Here is a 16262-nt window from a genome sequence, read left to right as displayed (position 1 = left end):
TTGCCGTCCCCGTGGTGATCGTCGTGGCCGAACGCAAGGACGGTGGCCCGGGCACCCTCTGCTTCGGTGCGGGGGCGAGCCTGGACCCGGAGGAGGCGGCGAACTCGGCACTGCGCGAGGTGGCCTTCGAGGTCCCCAACGCCGAGGCCTACGCCACGCACTCGCGGGAACGACTGCTCGCGATGGCCGACGACTTCAGGCTCGTTCGGGAGCTGGCGGACCATCCGCGCCTGTACGGGCTGCCCGAGATGCGTCACCACGCCGACCACATCCTGGGTCCCCACGGTGCCGCGCTCGGATCGACCGTTCCCGCGGACCGGGTCTATCGAGAGTGGTACCGGGACCGCCCGTACCACGACGACCTCACCGACGACCTGCGCTACTGCCGGAGCGAACTCGCCCGTTCGGGCATCGACTGCGTGGTGGTGGACCAGACGTCCCCCGAACAGCTCCGGAGCGGCGTGCACACGGTGTGCGTGCTGACGCCCGGACTCTTGCCCATCGACTTCGGCTGGGACCGGCAGCGCGCACTCCTCATGCCGAGGATCGGCCTGGTCGCGCACGGTCTGGGCTGGAGTCGGTCCCGTGTCGACGAGGCCCTGGCGGCCGCCGTCCCCCATCCGTTCCCGTGACCCGCACGCGGCGCCGCCCCCGTGTACGCAGCCAGGAGGAGCCTGTCATGACAGCCGTGGACACCTACATCGACGCCATCGTGCGTCGGGCGAGGGAACCGATGGAGCCACGGGGGTTCGAACCCGACTGGGGCGACCAGCCCCGCCGGCACAAGTACTACCCCGGGGCCTCGCTGCACCCGCTGCCCTCGTCCGACCCCCTGCCTGGGAGCCTCCACGACGGTCTGCGTACCGAGGGTGAGGGGGAGTGGACGCTGCCCCGGCTCTCCTCCCTGCTCCGGGACTCCTATGGCCTGACCGGACGGCGTCTCGCCGTGCACGGGAACCCGGACCTGCGTGGGATGCCGTGGTTCCCGTCGGCCACGTGGTCGCGGGGGGTGGCCTCCGGCGGCGGCCTCTACCCACTGGAGGTCTACTGGGTCAGCGGCCCCTCCGGTCCCCTGCCACCCGGAATCTACAACTACAGCACTCCGCACCACGCCATGCGGAGGCTCCTCACCGGAGACGTCACCCCCCACGTGCGGGCGGCACTGCCCGAGGACGCCCGGGACACCGACCAGTACCTGTTGGTCGGCGTCAAGTTCTGGAAGAACTCCTTCAAGTACAACAGCTTCTGCTACCACGCCGTCACCATGGACGTGGGGACGCTGCTGGGTTCGTGGCGCATCGCGGCCGGAGCGGCCGGTCTCGCCCTCGAACCCCGCTTCTGGTTCGACGAGTCGGCCCTGGACGGGCTCTTGGGGTTGGACTCCGATGACGAGAGCGTGCTCGCCGTCGTCCCCCTGCCCTGGGTCGGAGGCGATAGGCGACCCACAGGGGTGCCGGAGGGGCGGCCCTCGGTGACGGTCCCCGAGTCGGAGCGGTCGCGCGAGGTCATCCGTTTCCCCCAGGTGTTGGAGGTCCACAGGGAGATCCTCGGCTCCTCCCAGGAGGAACCCGACGAGGCCGCACTCACGGACGTTCGGGCCCTGCCCCCCGCCGCCACCACGGCGCCCCGGCGACTGCCCGCCCCGAGTCCGCTCGACGTACCGGTCACCAAAGCGCTGCGGGAACGGCGCAGCAGCTTCGGGAGGTTCAGCGCGGACCGGCCATTGTCCCGGCGGGACCTGTCCGCGATCCTCACGGCGGCGAGCGATGGTTCGACCCTGCTCGACGAGACCGGCCTCAGCCGTGTCTCCGTGTTCGTCAACCACGTCGCCGACCTGGCCGAGGGGAGCTACGACTTCTCCGCGGAGGACGGAGAACTGCGTCCCGTTCGGGAGCACGACGTCGCCGGGTTCCTCCAGCGCAACTACTTCCTGAACAACTACAACCTCGAACAGTGCGCCGCCGTGATCACGGTGCTCGCCCGCCCCACGGCGGTGACCGGGGCGGTGGGCCCCCGGGGCTACCGCCTGGTCAACGCCGAGGTCGGCGCGGTCACGCAGAGCGTGTACCTGGCGTGCGCGGCGCTCGACGTCGGCTGTGGCGCCGCCCTCGGTTTCGACAACGTTTCGTACCGGGAGGAGCTGCGGATCACGGACGAGGAGGAGTGGCCGCTGCTGATCCTCATGATCGGCCACGAGCGTGGCGGTCAACCGGAGTTCGTGTACCGAAATGTCTGAAGAAACCGACGGTGGAGGCACGATGACCGAGAACGCGACGGTGGCACCGGAACGCCCGCTGTCCGACGACGGCTGGATCAGCACGGACGTGTTCATGCTCAGGGTCGGTGGCCTGCCGTGGTCGGCGGTGCGGCCACTGGTCTGCGAGACGACGGCGGCTTGGGCGGACACGGTCCTGGCGAGCGAATCCGGGCTGAGGGACCGCGCCCGGAAGCTCAGCGACACGCTCGAACCCCTGGTGACCGAGTACGACAACGAGGCCCGTCGGGTGCTCCTGGCGCTCCGGAGGGACGTCTACAACTTCCGGGTGCCCCGAGGCCGGGCCCGGCTCGCACCGGTGGCGGAGCGACTGCCCGAGGACGTGCGTCGGGCGATCGGCGACTGGATCGAGGACCGGGAGGAGTTGGAACGACGACTCGCCGAGGGCGGGGAACTCCTCGCGGAGGAACTGGCCGGACAACGTTCCCACCTGCGAGAACTCGCGCACGATCCCAGGCTCCGGCACGGGCTCCTCCTCGCGTCCCCCTCGTTGGAGCGCTACCTGCCCGCCTACCTCGACGCCGCTCCCGGCGCCCTCTCCAAGCGTGCGCGCAAGATCGAGCGCTCCCTCCTGGAGTACGTGTTCCGCACCGCCTGCAAGACCAGCCCCTTCAGCACACTGACCGGGGTGGCGACGGGAAGGTTCGAGCCGTTGGCGGGCACGCCGCTGGCCGCCGACCCGCACGGGTTGGGCGGACACAGCCACGTCAGGGTGAACATGGCGGCGCTCGGCAGGATCGTCTCCGCCATCGGCGAGGACTGGGGGCGTCTCACCGACCTGCCCGTGGCCCTGTCCTCCGGACACAGCCTGGACCGTGAACGCATTCGCTACGTGCGCAGGACCAAGCTCAGCGGCGACGCCGAGGACCCCGCCGTCTTCGAGTCGCTGCGCGAGGAACTCTTCTTCATCTCCAACAGCGGTCTGCTCAACGAGATCATGGCCCTGCTGGAGGAGGAACCCGGCATGAGGTTGGGCGGACTCCAGGAGAGACTGGCCGCCATCGGGGGCCGAGAACCCGAGGAACTGCGCACCTATCTCCAGGCCCTCATCAGGCTGAGCCTGTTGACGCTGCCGAGCCTGGACATCGACATCCACAGTGACGACCCGCTCCGGACCTTCCGCACGGGACTGGCCGCGCTCGACCGTTCCTGGGCGGACACGCTCGTGCGGGAACTCGACCGGGTCGCCGAACTCGCCACGGCCTACCCGGAGGCGGGCACCGACGAGCGGCGCGAACTGCGTGACGCCGTCCACGCCGCGCTGAACAGGGCCCTGGTATCGCTCGTCCCGGACGCCGCGGAGCTTCCCCCCGGGGTCCTCTACGAGGACGTCTCCCTGCCGGACCTCGACGTACGCGCGGACAAGGACCTCTGGGACGACACGATCCTGCACGACCTCCAGCAACTGTCGGGGATCCTGCCACTGTTCGACATGCTGCTCCCGCACCGGCTCATCCTGCTCGGCTTCTTCCGTGCCCGCTACGGAGAGGACGGGGAGTGCGACGACGTCCTGAAGTTCGTCCACGAGTTCCACCTGGACATCTACGACCAGTACCTCCAGGCCGGCGCCCGCCGCAAGGACTTCGACGAGCAGGGTGAGTACGTCCCCCTGGACAACTGGCTGCGCATGCCGGAGATCGACGCCCTCAACGGTGCCCGTGTCGAGTTGATCGGTCGTATGCGGGAGGCGTACGCGGCGCTCCCCTCCTCAGCGGAGGAACTCGTGCTCGGCGACGACTTCATGTCGGCCGTGGCCGAGAAACTGCCCGCGGCGGTACACCGGCTCGACTCGCGCAGCTTCTTCCTCCAGGTCGCCCGGCAGGGGGATCGCACGCTGGGGGTGGTCAACCGTTCCTACAGCGGCCTGACCCTGCTGTACTCGCGCTTCCTGCACTGCTTCCAGCGAACGCGGGATCCGGCCCTGGCCGACGAGCTCCGCGAGACCCTGCTCGGGGTGTGCCCCGAGGACGCGGTCCTCGCCGAGCTGACGGGGGGCTACGACAGCACCAACCTCAACCTGCACCCCTCCGTCACCGAGTTCGAGATCGTCTGTCCAGGCGAGTCCAGTTCACGTCCCGAGGCGGAGTGCATCCGGGTCGAGGAGCTCCGGATCCGGCACAGCGCCGAGAAGGGGCTGCACCTGTACTGCCCCCGCCTCGACCGCACCGTGATCCCGGTCTACCTGGGCTTCCTCATGCCCCTGGCGCTCCCCGAGGTGCAACGGGCGCTGCTGCTGTTCTCCCCGACGGCGATGGCTCCGCTGGACCTGTGGCAGGGCACGGACGACCCGTTGGGCGACTCGTCCGTCGGCGGCCATCCCCGTGTGCGCTACCGCGACCTCGTGCTGGCCAGACACACCTGGAAGATGAAGCCCTCGCACCTGCCCCGCCGGGAGAAGGGACAGGGCGACGCGGATTGGTTCCTGTCCTGGCAGCGCTGGCGCCGGGAGAACGGGCTTCCGAAGAGGGTGTTCGCCGCCGTCGACACGGTGCTGGGCGCCCGGGGCGACGGACCGGAGGAGACCGGACCGACCCATCCGACCAAACCCCAGTACGTGGACTTCGACAACTTCTTCTCGCTGCAGTCGCTGGACCACATGGCCACCAGGGCGGAGCGGCGCGTGGTGATGACCGAGATGCTTCCCGGCCCCGACGAGCTGTGGCTCCGAGGCGAGGACGGCGCGTACGTCACCGAGCAGACCGTGGAGATCACCAGGACCCCCAGGGCCGGGTCCCACCGACGAGAAGGCGAGGCGTGAGCGATGAGATCGACCGACGGCGGTGCCGAGTGGATGGCCATCCACATCTTCTACGCGGCGGACTCCCGCCCCGTTCTGACCGAGTGTCTCCGACCCCTGGTCCGAGACCTCCGTGAGCGCGATCTCCTGGAGCGCTTCTTCTTCATCAACTACTGGCTGGAAGGCCAGCACGTACGGTTCCGCGTCAAACCGCGCGTGCCCGAACTGGCCGATGAGGTCCGTCGCACCGTGGAGGAGGCCATCACCGCTTACCTGAAGCGGCGACCGGCGCTGTACGACTACGACTCCGAGTTCCTGCTCGAGATGTACGAGGACATGTTCCGGTTGGAGTACTCGGAGGAGGAGCGGGTCGAACGCTACGGCAGCGACGGCCCCATGCCGCTCCGGGAGAACAACTCCTTCGCCCACCTCCCCTACGAGCCGGAGTACGCCAAGTACGGGGGACCGCGAGGCATCGAACTCGCGGAGTGGCACTTCGAGCACTCCAGCGACCTGGTGTTGGGCATCGTGGACCAGGCGAACACGCACCTGCGCACGGTCCTGCTCGGTATCGCCTCCCAGCTGATGATGGTCATGGGAACCGCTTTCCTGCCCGACCGCGCGGAACTGCGCTCCTTCTACCGCGGTTACCACGAGTTCTGGCAGCACGCCTTCAAGATCACCGACCTGGCGAGCGTGGACAGGTACGAGGAGAACTTCGGCCGAATGTCGGAGCGGCTCTCCCAGCGCTTCTTCGACATCGAGGCCGCGGTCCGCGGAGACGACTCCGCCCGACTGAGCTCGTTCGCCCGGGCCTGGGCGGATCACTGCCAGGAACTGCGCGCACGGGTCGTCGACCTCTCGGAGAAGGGTGACCTGCTCTTCCCCGCGTGGGACCCCGAGCGGCTCCGACACTCGCGTACCGCCGACGAGTTCCAGGCGGTGACCGACCCCGACAAGGCGCTGCGCATCCTGCTGTCGCCCTACATGCACATGACCAACAACCGCCTGGGCGCGACCATCGTCGACGAGGCCTACCTGGCCTACCTGCTCGAACGGGTGTCCGCGGACAGGGAGAACGCCGTGGAGCCGGCGCCGTGAGTTCCGCCGAGACGGACGCCGCCTCAGCGCGCCCGCGAATCCGCGACGACCTTCTCGTGGGGCCCGCGCTGCTACGGGGGGACAAGTACGTCCACGTCATCAAGGACCCCCTGTCGGGGCGACTGATGACGGTGGGGGAGCGTGAGTACTTCATCGTCTCCAGGCTGGACGGTGACCGCAGTCTCGCCGACGTCTCCTCCGAGTACAGGGCCGAGTTCGGTCGGGTCCTCGACGACCGCGCCTGGGGCGGCATCATGGCCACGCTGGCCGGGCGACGTCTCCTGGCGGGTATGGCCCCCGACGAGCGGGGCCCGGCCACCACAGTCGCCGCGAAGCCGGCCACGCTACTGCACGCCCGGTTGCCCCTCTTGCGTCCCGACGAGCGGTTGGGGCGGCTGGCCGAGCGGACGCCCTGGTTGTTCTCACCGGTGTTCACCGTCACCGTGATGGCGGTGGTCGTCGCCACGCTCGCGGTCATCGCCTGGAACCTGCCGGCGCTGGTCCGGTCGGCCGCGGGGGTGTGGGAGCGACCGTGGATCGGCGTCGTCGCCCTGATGATCCTGTGGGGCATCGTCGCCCTGCACGAGGTGGGGCACGGCCTCGCCGCGAAGCGCTTCGGGGCCAGGGTGGGCGAGATCGGGATCCGGTGGCGCTTCCCTCTCGTGGCCCCCTACTGCTCGGTCGAGGAGATCCAGCTCCTCCCGGGAGGGCATCGTGTCCGCATCGCCTTCGCGGGGGTGTTCGTCAGTCTTCTGGCGCTGCCGCCGATGGTGCCCCTCTGGTTGGCGGCACCCGATGGCGGTGCCACGCACACGCTCGCCTCGGCGCTGCTGCTCTTCGGGGCGGCTGCGGCGCTGGCCAACTTCGTGCCGTTCCTGCGTCTGGACGGCTACGCGATGTTGAACCACGCCCTGGGCACGGAGGACCTCGCACGGGATTCCGCCTCCTACACGGCGGCCTCGTTGGTGAGACTCCTGCGCCGAGGTGCCCCGGCGTCCCGGCCTCCCCGCTGGGCCAGGAACGCCTACGTCGTCTACGCCGTGCTCGCGACGGTCTTCTACACGGCACTCGCGTTCCTGGTGGCGGGGTGGTGGTTCGCACTGCTGGAGCACCTCTACGGGGCGTTGGCGGCGGTACTGATCCTCCTCGTCACGGCCGTACTGATCACCGTCGTCTACCGCGTCGTCGCGGTACGGCGGCGTGGGAGGGCCATGGTCGCGCCGGGCGGTCACGAGGAGGAGCACGAGACGCGGCGTCGGTTCGCGAACAAGGAGAGAAGATGAAGGAAGAGACCGGCGACGCAGAGGTCGCCTTGGTAGTACAAGGCCTTTCCAAGGCCTACGGGGGCAAGGCCGTCGTGGACGACGTGTCGTTCACCGTCCACAAAGGGGAGTTCTTCGGGCTTCTCGGCCCCAACGGTGCCGGCAAGACCACGACACTGGAGATGATCGAGGGCCTGCGGCGGCCGGACGGCGGTTCGGTGTCGCTTCTGGGACTGTCACCTTGGCCGAGGAACACCTCGTTGCTGACGAGGATCGGTGTGCAGCTCCAGTCCTCGGCCTTCTTCGAGCGCTTGACGGCGCGCGAGCAACTGACCACCTTCGGCGCGCTCTACGGGGCCGACACGGCCCGGACGGAAGAACTGCTCGCCCTCGTCGGGCTCACCGAGCAGGCGGAGACCCGTGAGGACAAGCTCTCCGGGGGGCAGCGGCAGAGACTGTCGATCGCGTGCGCGCTGGTGCACGACCCCGAGGTCCTGTTCCTGGACGAACCGACGGCCTCCCTGGATCCGCAGGCGCGGCGCAACCTGTGGGACGTCCTGCGCGGGATCAAGGAACAGGGCAAGACGATCGTCTACACCACCCACTACATCGAGGAAGCCGAGCGCCTGTGCGACAGGATCGCGATCCTCGACGGCGGTGGTGTGATCGCGATGGACACACCGACCGAACTCATCAGTGGCCTGGGACGGCCGACGAGCATGGAACTGCCCACGAGCGTGATCGGGCCCGACGACGTCAGGAGGCTTCCCGGCGTCGAGGAGGTGACGGAGGAGGACGGTCGAGTGAGCTTCAGGGCCGCTGATCCGGGGCCCCTCATGCAGGCCCTCACCGAGAAGGGGATCGCCGGATCCCTCCAGATCCGTGCCGCCTCCCTGGAGGACGTCTTCCTCGAACTCACCGGAAGGGAGTACCGGTCGTGATCGCCTTTCAGCAGATCTCCGTGGCCGTCACCAAAGGCTTCGTCAGGGACCGGGCGTCCCTCTTCTTCACGTTCGTCCTGCCCCTCTTCTTCCTGGTCCTGTTCGGGGTCCTCTTCAAGGACATGGAAGGGGGAGAGGGCACCATGGAGCCGATTCAGTACATCGCGCCGGGCATCCTCTCCTTCGGTATCGCCATGTCCGCGGTCTTCGCCTCCGCGTTGACACTGGTCAACTGGCGGCAGAGCGGCCTCCTCCGGCGTCTTCAGCTGGCACCGGTGAACTCCCAGACGATCCTGATGTCGCGGTTCACGGTGACCGTGGTCGTGGCCGTCGTCCAGGCCGCCCTGTTCATCGCCGTGGCGTTCCTGCCGTTCTTCGGGCTGCGCCTGGAGAGCGGCTGGTGGATGGCGGTACCGCTCTTCCTCCTGGGGGTGCTCTCCTTCTTCTCCCTGGGCATCCTCATCGGCGCGGTGTTTCGCACCGAACAGGCGGCCTCCGCGGCCTGCAACCTGGTGGTCCTCCCCCTCGGGTTCCTCTCGGGGACCTTCTTCCCCCTGGACTTCGCGCCCTCCTGGATGGACACGCTGTCCCTGGCCAGCCCCCTGCGACACATGAACGACGGAATGCTGGCACTCCTGGTGAGGGGAGAGGGGCCGGAGGCACTCGTCGCCCCCTGCCTGGCGCTCCTGTTGTTCACGGTGGTGACGGCGGGTCTCGCGGGCTTCTTCTTCAGGAAGGGGGAGAAGTGAGCGTCCGGTGACGGGGCAATGCCGCTGCCAGGAGAGTGCAAGTGCCCGTCGACATGCTCGGTAGAGATCCGTGGCACCGGCCCCACCGGGGGCCGGAGGTCCCGCGGACGACGAGCGGAGGAGAAGGAAGAGCCTATGCGCAAATCAACCGGATTGTCCGACCTTCAGGGGGAGCTCGAGCTCCTGGAGTCGGAGACCTTCGAGGTCCTCGACCTCGTGGAGGCCCGCGAAGAGATGCTCGGCAGCACCACTTCCACCACGAGCTGCTGCTCCAGCTGCTCCAGCAGCAGCTGCTCCAGCACCAGCTGCGCCGGCGGCTGACGAGGAAGGGCCAACGATGACGATCGGCAATATCCAAGGGCTGCGTCACGAGCTGGAGCAGTTGGAGTCGGAGACCTTCGAGGTCCTCGACTTCGTCGACTCCCCCGAGGAGATGCTCGCGGGCACCACCTCCACCAGCAGTACCAGCACCTGCAGCAGCTGCACGAGCTGCACCAGCTGCGCCTCGTTCTGATCCCCCCTTACGGAATGAAGAGAAGAGTGGCCATGAGCAACACGTTCACCTCCCTGCGTCACGAGCTGGAGCAGTTGGAGTCGGAGACCTTCGAGGTCCTCGACTTCGCCGACTCCCCCGAGGAGATGCTCTCGGGCACCACCTCCACCAGCAGCACGAGCTGCTGCTCCAGCTGCACGAGCTGCACCAGCACGGCGAGCAGCTGCGCCTGATCAGTGCCTTTCAGGGCCTTCGCCAGCGCTTCGGCCCGTAGAGTTCGTCGCCGTGTCGGCCCTCGGGTCGGCACGGCGACGACACCCGTCACGGGCGAACCCCCCATCCCGACCGAGGAGTAGGTGCACGACATGGGATCGGCCGCGAACCAGAGCGGAACGCAGCTTCAGGACGGACTGAACCGGTGCTGGTCCGCGGAGGGGCGCCCCGAGGTCCTGCGCCCTCGGGTCCGCCTGCTCGGAATGCTCGACGCGACGGGAGGCGACAGCGGCGGCGATGGCCCCGGGATCTTCCTCACCCCCCGGTCGGTCCTGATCGGACCGGTGGGCGGCGGAGCGGACGGACCCTGCACGAACTGCCTCGCCTCCCGTTGGCAGAGGATCCGACCTCCCGCCGAGCGGACGGTGCTGGAGTCCGGAGGGAGCTTCCTCGGAGGTTTCTCCGCGCCCTACCTCACCGACTTCGCGGTCGACGCCGTCCACCACCTGTACACGGACGCGGTCGACGGGTTCCGCCCCGACTCCGGAAGACCCCGGATCGCCGAGGTGGTCGAACTCTCCCTGGCCTCCCTCACCGTACGGTCCTTCCCCCTGCTGGCCGACGCCGGATGCCCACGGTGCACGGTCCCCGTCCCGGCCACCGCCGAGTACGGGCTCCCCCCTCTCGTTCCACGCCACAAGCCGGATCCCGACGGTTTCCGCCTCCGCCCCGCGGAGGACCACGACACGGACACGGCCGTCTTCGCCAACCCCGTGTGCGGTGTTCTGGGGGACGGACTCCACCTCGATCTGACGTCCCCGACGATGGCCCCCGCGACCGGGAACATGCGGGTCTCCGCGGGGGGACGCCTGCTCGATGTGGGCTGGTCGGGACAGACCGACTCCTACCGCGAGAGTCGGTTCTCCGCGGTCTTCGAAGGCCTCGAACGGCACGCGGGCACCCAGCAGAGAAGACACGCGGAACCGGTGGTCGGGAGCCATCGGGAGTTCGTGGAGGAGGGGACGCACGTGCTGGATCCGCGGGAGTGCGGGACCTACGACGACGCCCTCTACACCGCGTCCGAGCGTCTGGTCCCCTTCGACCCCGATCGGGAAACGACCTGGGTCTGGGGCAGGTCCCTCCGTGACGACCGCCCGATCCTCGTCCCCGAACAGCTCGTCTACTACGTCCGGGACGGCTCTCCCGGCGCGTTCGTGGACGAGTGCTCCAACGGCTGCGCGGTCGGCGGGGTTCCGGAGGAGGCGATCCTGCACGCCCTCCTCGAACTGGTGGAGAGGGACGCCTTCGTGCTGGGCTGGTACGGGGCCCTACCGCTGCGGGAGATCGACGTGGACTCGTTGCGCTCACCGCGGACACGTCACATGGTGGATCGCATCCGCCTGCACGGATACGACGTCCGACTCTTCGACAACAGGATCGACCTGCCGTTCCCGGTGGTCAACGCCGTGGGCATCCGGCGGGACGGCGGGCCGGGCAATCTCTGCTTCGCCGCGGGTTCGGCCATGGACCCCGAGGGCGCCGTCCACTCCGCCCTGTCGGAGATCGCGACCTACATCCCCTCACTGGCCATGCGAGCCGGCAAGCGCGGTGGGGAACTGGCGGCGATGGCGGAGGACTACCACCTGGTGCGGGAGCTCAAGGACCACCCCTTGCTGTTCGCCCTCCCCGAGATGTCTCCCAAGGCGGAATTCCTGCTCAGGGACACCCGGCCCGCGCCGATCGGGGACCTGTACCGGGACTGGGAGCGAGACCGGCCACGCACGATGGACCTGCTGGAGGACCTGCGGTTCTGTGTGTCGGTGATGAAGGACGCGGGATTCGACGTGATCGCCGTCGACCAGACGTCACCGGAACAGGCTTCCGTCGGTCTCGCCAACGTCTGCGTCATCGCTCCCGGCCTGGCGCCCATCGACTTCGGATGGGACAAGCAGCGGGTCCTGACGATGCGACGGTTCCACGATCTGGTGGAACGCACGGCGGGACGGACGGGACGGGCCGGGGCCGAAGTGCCCAACCCGGTCCCGCACCCCTTCCCCTGAGCCATGGATTCGGACGGGGGTCCTATTTCCGGCGGCGCGTAGCCGTCACGACGAAGGCGGGGATCCCCCAGAAACCACAGAACGCGGCCCATCCGAGCAGACCCATCGGATAACCCATGATCAGCGCCGGAACGGCCCAGACCACGAACGTGACGGCGGCGAATATCCCCCAGACCGCCAGCGGGCTCATCCCGGGTTTTCCCTGGGCCGAAACGGTGCCCTTCTCCGTCCGTTCCGTGTTCGCGGGTAGGTCGTCGAGAAGGGTTCTCAGCTCTCCGTGGGTCTTCGCGCTGAGAGCGACACCGACCCTCCTCTCGTGTTCCTCCTGATCCAACCTTCCTTCCTCGAAGGCGGTCCGCAGAGAGGCCGCGGTGTCCTCACGCTCTTTGTCCGAAGCGAGCTGCCGCTGCTCCGGAACGTTCTTTGGCACGTACTGTTCTCCTTTTTTATTTCTCATTGGATACCAGTGCTTCGGTGAGCCTGTCCACGCGGTGGGTGGCTATGTCTTTCAGCAACCGGAGAACCCCGATGCGCCCGGCCCCGTAGTGGTGTATCAGGGAGGCGTTGTACAGCTCCGCCAGCGCCTGGTCGAATTCGTTCGGCGTGCCGGAGAAGCTCGCGAACAGGTCCGTCACCGGCAGGCCCTGCTGGTTCGACGACGTCAGTTCCAGGAAGATCCGCCGAGCCGTCTCGCTCATGTCCTCGTAGCAGCGGTACAGCTGCTCGCGCAGCGAGAACTCCGACTCCGACGCGGCCGAGAGCTGGTCGAGGGGGGACGCCTCCAAGAGGGTCGCGAACTGCGCCAAAGTCAGGTGCGGGGTGGACAGGTACTTCGCCCCGGCCAGCCGGAGGGCGCCGGGCAGGCCGCCGCAGACGTCGCAGATCCGTTGCAGGACCTCGTGGCACTTCCCCTCCGCCTCGTCCCCGAGGATCCGGGTGAGCAGCTGCACCGAGTGGTACCGGCTCAGCGGGGGGACGACGTGGGTGCGGGCCCCGTGGAACGCGATCAACCGGGGAAGGGTGCTGCGGCTGGTGACGACCACACGGGATTCGGGGGAGCGGGGCAGGAAGGGGAGGCAATCGGCGGAGTTCTTGGCCCCGTCGACGACGATGAGACAGGGGCGGTCCGCCAGGGTGGATCGCCAGGAACGCAGGAGTCGTGCCTGCCGCTCCTCGGCGTCGGTGGGGAGGCTCTCCTGGGCGGGCGGCTCGGCACCGGCCTGGAGGAGGAGTTCGTGCAGGACCTCCTCCCTCTCCCGAGGAACACCGTCCGGCCGGAGGAGCTGTGCGATGTGGACACCTCCCGCGAATTCGTCCGTGCACTGACGTGCGGCCTGGAACGCGATCTCCGTCTTCCCCGCCGCGGGCGGACCGGAGATGACCGCGATCGGGATGTCCGACCCCTTGATCTCGTCCACGAGGGACTCGGTGATCGGGCTCCTTCCGACGAAGTCCTGGGACAGCGGTAGGTAGGGCACGGCCTTGTACGCCTTCGGCCCACCCGGAGGTTCCTCTCCGGAGACGCCGGAAGGGGGTCCGGGCCGCACCCCGCGGACGGGAGCGGACCTCTCAAAGGCGAGCGGCTCCCGGCCCGGTGAGAGTTCGGCCTGTCGTAGCACCTCCAGGTGCAGACGTTGCAGGCTCGCGCGGGGCTCGATCCCGAGTTCGCTCGTCAGGTAGGCGTGGACCTTGCGGTACTCGTTCAGTGCCTCGGTGGTCCGTCCGATCCGGTGGAGCGTCTCGATGAGCTGTTCCCAGTAGCGCTCGCGTTCGGGTCTGTGCGTGATGGCCTGCCTGATCTGGGGGGCCAGGCCGTCGATGTCGCCCAGTGAGAGATCGATGGTGAAACGGCGCTCCAGCACGTCGAACCACTGGTCGTTCAGCCTGGGGGTCTCCTCCCGGTGCAGCATGTCCGACGGGATGTTGGACAGGGCCGGGCCCTTCCACAGCTTCTCCGCCCGCTGCAGGGCCGAGCGCTCGTTCTCCAACGCCCCGGACGAGCGATAGTGGGTGGCCTTGTCGAGGAGCCGCTGGAACATCAGCAGGTCGAGCGAGTCACTGTTGGGGGGAAAGGTGATGCGGTAACCCCGGGACATGGTGTTGATGGGGTCGGCCTCGCTGTCGTACTTACGGAGCAGGCGCCGCAGCCGGAGGATGTACGTCGGCAGGGTCACGTCCGCGTTGGGCGGTGGGTGCTCTCCCCACAGCGCGTACTTCAGGTATTCGAGGGAGACGAACGAGTTGCACTTGATGAGGAGGCAGACGAGGATCGCACTCGGTTTGGTGGAGGGAAGGACGGCGTCCTCGCCGTCGGAGACGATGGTGGCGGGACCGAGTATTTCGAATCTGTACTTCATACTGAAGTGACACCGTGCCTTGTGAGTGTGGGGGATTTTTCTGCGGGTCCCGTGCGCACAGTAACTTTTGTGTCGCTTCCGGTGAGGAGGCAATGGTCGTGGCCGGCGTCGGGGCCGGCCCTCGGCGCCTTATTCGAATATGAAACGCAGAGTTGTTCATCCATTTAGTTCATGTCAATGGTGATCCTTTTTACCGTGCCCCTCGGTGTCCGCCGAAAGGTCTGCTTGCGCAGGTAGAACACTAGGAATCTTATCCACCTGTTCGCCTCTTAACCGTGTTTCTCCAGAAGTCACACGAGAGCGTCGAAATGCGCACGAACGCCCGGTCGGTCGGTCCTTTGCGTGTCTTTCCTGTGGCGTTAAGTGACTTCGGTTGGAAGTGGTGTCGGAGGTGCGGCCCCATTCGCCTCCTATTCGACCGGCGGGATGGGCGGACGCTTCCTCCCATCGACGTGTCGCGTCCGATACGGCGCGGGGCGGGACGGCCGATCCGTCCCGCCCCTGGAGTGAGTGCCTCAGCAGGCGCCGCGACCCTCGGTCGTGTCGCACAGTCCCCGTCCATCGGTCCAGGACAGGGCGTCACGGGCGTTGCCGCCGAACGGGCGGGTGACCGTCACGTCCACCCCGTGCCCCGAGTCCTGCGCCAACCACACCCGGACCTCGTTGTCACCGACCCTGAGCACGTAGAACGGGTGCGGCACCGGCGACTGGCCGCTACCCGGGTTCGCCCACCAGTCCGCGCCCTGGGCGTTGGCCACGTCCACGAACAGGCAGTCGTACGAAGAGCCCTCGTAGGAGCAGGTCCGCGCCTGACCGCCGCCGTAGCGGTCCACGGTCGGCTCCGCGCCGATGCCATCGTTGTACGCGCGCCAGTAGACGGTGTCGCAGTCACCCGCGGAACAGGCGTTCCAGTCGGACCACGCCGTCGCCCGCGCGGCCGGCGCGGCCGACCCGCCGTTGATGGCGCCGCAGTACTTGTCCACGATGTAGGGCACCACGAAGTCGGAGACCCACACCGAGTCGATGGCCTCACCGGCGGTGTTGTCGGTGCCCAGCCCTGCCGAGTCCATCTGCCACAGGCCGACGCCCGGGTTGAAGAACAGGCCGTCACGCCCGGCGGGGTCGTAGAGACCGGACTGGTTGTCGTACCGGGAGAGGGTCATCGGCGAGGGCGGCTCGGAGGAACCGCCGGACACCTCGGGCCAGACCGGGGCCAATGCCATCGCGGTGGCCTCCTCGGCCGAGATGGTGCAGGACGCACCGGCCGCCGCGCTCTCCGCGGCGCTCTGGGCCGCGGCCAGGGGCTCGGCACCGAAGGTCAGCGGTCCGGTCGGGATGGAGACGGCTTCGAGCTTGTCCTCCAGGGCCTGCCGGTCGGCGGCCTCGCGCTCGGCGGGTGTGTCCGCGGGCGTGGGGACGAATTCGGTGTCGGCCATGGCGACCTGGGGCGTGAGCGCGAGGAACGCCGCCGCGGCCAGGCCGCTCAGGGCGCGTTTGAGCAGGGGGGAGTTCATGGGGGTCCACCTCTTGAGCGGGTTCGAGGGTGTGCGGTTCTACCACCGAGGTCACGGGAAGTAGTTTTCGTTTATTCCAGTGAAGGTGGAGGAAACCTACAATCCTCTCGGCCCTCGGACAAGCCCCCCTGCCGTGCGCCGTCAGGAAACCGTCACCCATTCGACAGGAAACCCTGGACCTTTCAGGGTGCTCGTTCGGACTCGACCAGGGGGCCGGCACCCTAGATGAGTGATTCCAAGGGGAAGGGGGAAGAGCGGTCGGGGTGCCTAACGGCCCTTCGGGCCCTTTGGGCCCCGGGCTTCGCCCGGTCCGGCCGTGGCCGGCCGGATCCCTGCCTCTCCCTCTGGTGTCATCGTTGGCCGCGTCGCCACGACGTGACGGGTGGGGTAACGAAGTACCCGCTACAGGCGGTGGGGGTGGTGGGTCGCGTCCCTGCGGTGGCCGGCACCGGTGGTCGATAAAAAGGGGTTGTGGATAACCAAGAATGTCCGCCATTCTATGCTAGGCGCGCCCTTCGCCCCGGAAATGGGTTGAATAAACTGGCGGGTAGGTCTACAAT

Annotated in this window: 14 protein-coding genes; 11 read left to right on the top strand and 3 right to left on the bottom strand. The window is 68.1% G+C overall.

Annotation, left to right across the window (positions count from 1 at the left end; all coding sequences use genetic code 11):
- From K8V84_RS24020 to K8V84_RS23970, 11 genes are all read left to right on the top strand, one after another.
- Positions 1–632 (top strand): YcaO-like family protein (locus tag K8V84_RS24020; RefSeq protein WP_304078869.1); only part of this gene is annotated, 632 nt, incomplete at its 5' end.
- A 47-nt stretch (positions 633–679) separates the two neighbouring features.
- On the top strand, positions 680–2236 hold the full coding sequence (locus tag K8V84_RS24015; RefSeq protein ID WP_304078867.1) for a SagB family peptide dehydrogenase: 1557 nt from the start codon (positions 680–682) through the stop codon (positions 2234–2236).
- Between the two features lie 22 nt (positions 2237–2258).
- The gene (locus tag K8V84_RS24010) at positions 2259–5033 is read left to right on the top strand and encodes a lantibiotic dehydratase (RefSeq protein ID WP_304078865.1); all 2775 of its coding nucleotides are present in this window, start codon (positions 2259–2261) and stop codon (positions 5031–5033) included.
- 3 nt (positions 5034–5036) lie between these two features.
- The gene (locus K8V84_RS24005; RefSeq protein WP_304078863.1) at positions 5037–6113 is read left to right on the top strand and encodes a thiopeptide-type bacteriocin biosynthesis protein; all 1077 of its coding nucleotides are present in this window, start codon (positions 5037–5039) and stop codon (positions 6111–6113) included.
- Positions 6110–7396: a hypothetical protein gene (locus K8V84_RS24000; protein ID WP_304078862.1), complete on the top strand. Its 1287-nt coding sequence runs from the start codon at positions 6110–6112 to the stop codon at positions 7394–7396. The genes K8V84_RS24005 and K8V84_RS24000 overlap by 4 nt, the downstream gene beginning before the upstream one ends.
- Positions 7393–8316 carry an ABC transporter ATP-binding protein gene (locus tag K8V84_RS23995; protein ID WP_304078860.1) on the top strand — a complete coding sequence of 308 codons (924 nt, stop codon included), beginning with the start codon at positions 7393–7395 and terminating at the stop codon, positions 8314–8316. Before K8V84_RS24000 ends, K8V84_RS23995 begins: the two co-directional genes overlap by 4 nt.
- Positions 8313–9065 carry an ABC transporter permease gene (locus K8V84_RS23990; RefSeq protein ID WP_304078858.1) on the top strand — a complete coding sequence of 251 codons (753 nt, stop codon included), beginning with the start codon at positions 8313–8315 and terminating at the stop codon, positions 9063–9065. Before K8V84_RS23995 ends, K8V84_RS23990 begins: the two co-directional genes overlap by 4 nt.
- A gap of 135 nt (positions 9066–9200) precedes the next feature.
- Complete coding sequence (locus K8V84_RS23985; RefSeq protein WP_067608779.1) at positions 9201–9386, top strand: lantibiotic protein; 186 nt, start codon at positions 9201–9203, stop codon at positions 9384–9386.
- A 16-nt stretch (positions 9387–9402) separates the two neighbouring features.
- Positions 9403–9579, top strand: a complete 177-nt coding sequence (locus tag K8V84_RS23980; RefSeq protein WP_067608776.1) for a thiazolylpeptide-type bacteriocin — start codon at positions 9403–9405, stop codon at positions 9577–9579.
- 32 nt (positions 9580–9611) lie between these two features.
- Complete coding sequence (locus K8V84_RS23975; RefSeq protein ID WP_067608804.1) at positions 9612–9791, top strand: thiazolylpeptide-type bacteriocin; 180 nt, start codon at positions 9612–9614, stop codon at positions 9789–9791.
- 132 nt (positions 9792–9923) lie between these two features.
- Positions 9924–11831 (top strand): TOMM precursor leader peptide-binding protein, encoded by a 1908-nt coding sequence (locus K8V84_RS23970; protein ID WP_304078856.1) that lies wholly within the window; start codon positions 9924–9926, stop codon positions 11829–11831.
- A gap of 22 nt (positions 11832–11853) precedes the next feature.
- Here the strand turns inward: K8V84_RS23970 and K8V84_RS23965 are convergent, their stop codons facing one another.
- From K8V84_RS23965 to K8V84_RS23955, 3 genes are all read right to left on the bottom strand, one after another.
- On the bottom strand, positions 11854–12261 hold the full coding sequence (locus K8V84_RS23965) for a DUF1707 domain-containing protein (protein ID WP_304078855.1): 408 nt from the start codon (positions 12259–12261) through the stop codon (positions 11854–11856).
- Between the two features lie 16 nt (positions 12262–12277).
- Complete coding sequence (locus K8V84_RS23960) at positions 12278–14188, bottom strand: BTAD domain-containing putative transcriptional regulator (protein ID WP_304078854.1); 1911 nt, start codon at positions 14186–14188, stop codon at positions 12278–12280.
- A 515-nt stretch (positions 14189–14703) separates the two neighbouring features.
- Positions 14704–15702: a hypothetical protein gene (locus tag K8V84_RS23955; RefSeq protein ID WP_304078852.1), complete on the bottom strand. Its 999-nt coding sequence runs from the start codon at positions 15700–15702 to the stop codon at positions 14704–14706.
- Positions 15703–16262 lie beyond the last annotated feature (560 nt).

It is taken from the genome of Nocardiopsis listeri, from assembly GCF_020741345.1.
Taxonomy (GTDB): domain Bacteria; phylum Actinomycetota; class Actinomycetes; order Streptosporangiales; family Streptosporangiaceae; genus Nocardiopsis; species Nocardiopsis listeri_A.
Note: the sequence above shows the minus strand (reverse complement) of the source record. Positions and strands in the feature narration are given on the sequence as shown.